The 2,646-nt window shown below is 48.5% G+C and carries 2 protein-coding genes; both read left to right on the top strand.

Annotation, left to right across the window (positions count from 1 at the left end):
• Positions 1 to 309: 309 nt before the first annotated feature.
• Complete coding sequence (dnaX, locus tag Q1M25_RS09430) at positions 310 to 2,313, top strand: DNA polymerase III subunit gamma/tau (protein WP_300484051.1); 2,004 nt, start codon at positions 310 to 312, stop codon at positions 2,311 to 2,313.
• A gap of 90 nt (positions 2,314 to 2,403) precedes the next feature.
• Positions 2,404 to 2,646, top strand: a 243-nt coding sequence (locus Q1M25_RS09425; protein ID WP_300484048.1) for a YbaB/EbfC family nucleoid-associated protein, incomplete at its 3' end; no start/stop codon positions are given.

Here is a 2,646-nt window from a genome sequence, read left to right as displayed (position 1 = left end):
GGTTTTGGGAAATAAGACTTCCCGTACTTTTAGAACCAGGGAATCAATATATCCGCCCATTGTATTGACTTGCATTGTGGCAGATTGGTTGCGTAGTATGATTTCAGACATAATAATTTGAGCTTCAAATTGTTTATCATTTGTGTAGCATTCTAACATTGCAATAATATGCTGTCGCCGTCGGCTTGATAGAAAATCCTTAATAAAAATCAAAAAAATGCTAGAATATATGCTATTTTCTGAGGTCGTCTGAAGAGCGGATCATTCTTTTCAGACGGCCTTCCGATTTATTTCCCGTAGAGAAACAACATGGCTTATCAAGTTCTTGCACGAAAATGGCGTCCGAAAACCTTTGCCGATTTGGTCGGTCAGGAACACGTCGTCAAAGCCCTGCGCAACGCGCTGGACGAAGGCCGTCTACACCATGCCTATCTGCTGACAGGGACGCGCGGTGTGGGTAAGACCACGATTGCCAGGATTTTGGCCAAGAGCTTGAACTGCGAAAATGCCGTGCATGGCGAGCCGTGCGGTCAGTGTGAGAGCTGTACGCAAATTGACAGCGGCCGTTATGTGGATTTATTGGAAATCGACGCGGCATCAAATACCGGTATCGACAATATCCGCGAAGTGTTGGAAAACGCGCAATACGCGCCGACTGCGGGTAAATACAAAGTCTATATCATCGACGAAGTGCATATGCTTTCCAAAAGCGCGTTCAATGCCATGCTGAAGACTTTGGAAGAGCCGCCCGAACACGTTAAATTCATTTTGGCGACCACCGATCCGCACAAAGTCCCCATTACCGTATTGAGCCGCTGTTTGCAGTTTGTTTTGCGCAACATGACAACCCAGCAGGTTGCCGAGCATTTGGCACATGTCCTGGACCGTGAAAACGTTCCTTATCAGCCTCAGGCTTTGCAACTTTTAGGACGTGCCGCCGCCGGATCGATGCGCGATGCGTTAAGCCTTTTGGATCAGGCGATTGCCATAGGTTCGGGTAAAGTTGCCGAACAAGATGTCCGCCAGATGATCGGAGCGGTCGATAAACAATATTTGTTTGAATTGCTTGAAGGAATCATCAAGCAAAACGGTGAGGCCTTGCTGGAAAAAGCTCAGGAAATGTCCGCCAGAGCGATTGGTTTTGACAGCGCATTGGCAGAATTGGCCATGCTGTTGCAACGTTTGGCTTTGATTCAAACCATTCCTTCCGCCTTGGCAAATGACGACCCTGAACGTGAAACTTTGCTGCGATTAAGTCAGGCTTTGAGTGGAGAACAGATTCAGCTTTATTATCAATGTGCTATTCATGGCAAACAGGATTTGCCGCTGGCTCCGGACGAGTATGCCGGTTTTGTCATGACGCTTTTGCGCATGCTTGCATTTGCGCCATTGGCCGCTTCAAGCTGCGATACGCAAAGTCAGATTGAACACACGGATTTGCATTCCGATCATCAGAAAGCTGAGGCCGAAAAAAAGCCTTTTCAGCTGCCGAAATCTGAGCCGATAGCAGCACCGGCGGTTGAGAAAGAGGCTGTTCCGAGCAAACAGGATACCGTTGAAAGGCCGTCTGAAGAAACCGTTCAGCCTGTTCGGCAACAACAGGCGGATGTACCGCCTTGGGAGGAAATGCCGAGCCAAGTATCGGCTGAGCCGCCTCAAATTCAAGCGGCGCAGATACAAGAAGCAGCGGAGCCATTGCCTGTGGCAAAAGTTCAGACGGCCCCTGAGCCGGAAGAATATCCGCACATGGATGAGGAAATTCCACCTCCGTATTTTGATGAAGCATATGCATTTGAAGATTCACATCGTGCTGATGTGATGGAAGTACCGCAGCCGGTTGTGTCTGCTGAGCCTGAAGAAGAGGAGGGAGATGAAGAAGAGCTTCAGTTCACTCCTTTGCCTGAGTTTAAAACTGAGAATTGGCACAGCATTATCGAACGTTTCGCCCGTAAATTAGGTGCGGCGCAGATGTTGGCACAAAATGCGGCATGGACGAATTATGATGCGGAAGCAGGTTTAATCATGCTGTCGTTGACGGATGAGGCCAAAGCCACCGCTAATAAAGAGCGCTTGGACAAAATCTGCCAGACATTGAGCGAGGCCTACCATCTTGGTAATTTAAGGTTGCAAACCGAGCCTTGGCAGGATGATAAAGGCTGGGAAACGCCGGTGATGCGCCGCAACCGTATTCAAGAAGAAGGGCGGCAGCAGGCGCAAGATTTGCTGGAAGCGGATACAACGGCGCAGACAATCTTGCAAACCTTTGAAGCGCAATGGCTGCCGGATTCTTTAGAGTTGGCAGGGCATTCTTAAAATACTGACATACAAGGCCGTCTGACAGGCAATAGCGTTTTTCAGACGGCATGAGTGAAACCCATTTATTCAAACCCATAGGAGTAAAACATGTTCGGAAAAGCCGGATTAGGCGGCCTGATGAAACAGGCTCAACAAATGCAGGAAAACATGAAAAAGGCACAAGCCAAGCTGGCTGAAACCGAAGTTGAAGGTGAAGCAGGCAATGGTTTGGTGAAAGTTGTGATGACGTGTTCGCACGTTGTTCGCAAACTTGAAATCAGCCCTGATTTAATTCAAGAAGCCGCTGACGACAAAGAAATGCTGGAAGATTTGGTATTGGCCGCCATCAAT

This window comes from uncultured Neisseria sp. (genome assembly GCF_951230505.1).
Taxonomy (GTDB): domain Bacteria; phylum Pseudomonadota; class Gammaproteobacteria; order Burkholderiales; family Neisseriaceae; genus Neisseria.
The sequence above is the reverse complement of the archived record's forward strand: the minus strand, read 5'-3'. Positions and strand labels throughout refer to the sequence as shown.

Excerpts from the sequence above, each read along its gene's own strand:
- dnaX (WP_300484051.1), top strand. The coding sequence starts at position 310 with ATGGCTTATCAAGTTCTTGCACGAAAATGGCGTCCGAAAACCTTTGCC.